Genomic DNA, 406 nt, shown 5'->3' on the forward strand with positions numbered 1-406 from the left:
ATTTCAAGAACGGTGAGCACTGGCTCAGTGGCACGCCTTTGTACCTGATGATCGGCCTGGTGGCGCTGACCATGGCGGTGGTCTACCTGCTGCCAAAGCTCACCCGCGCCGTACCGCCGGCACTGGTGGCGATTCTTGGCGTTGGCTTGCTGGTGTATCTGCTCGGCTTGCCCACCCGCACCTTGGGCGATATGGCGCACATCGCTGGCGGCTTGCCGGGGCTGGCGCTGCCGGATGTGCCGTGGAACCTGGAAACCCTCAAGATCATCGCCCCCTACGCGGTGCTGATGGCCATGGTCGGCCTGCTGGAAACCCTGCTCACGCTGAACCTGACCGACGAAATCACCGAAAGCCGCGGCTACCCGGACCGCGAGTGCGTGGCATTGGGCGCCGCGAACATGGTGTC

Annotated in this window: 1 protein-coding gene; it reads left to right on the forward strand. The window is 64.3% G+C overall.

Annotated elements, in window-relative coordinates:
- A partial coding sequence (locus QWI17_RS16600) for a SulP family inorganic anion transporter (RefSeq protein ID WP_302723644.1) occupies window positions 1-406 on the forward strand: 406 nt, incomplete at both ends.

It is taken from the genome of Gilvimarinus gilvus (assembly GCF_030518155.1).
Classification (GTDB): Bacteria; Pseudomonadota; Gammaproteobacteria; order Pseudomonadales; family Cellvibrionaceae; genus Gilvimarinus; species Gilvimarinus gilvus.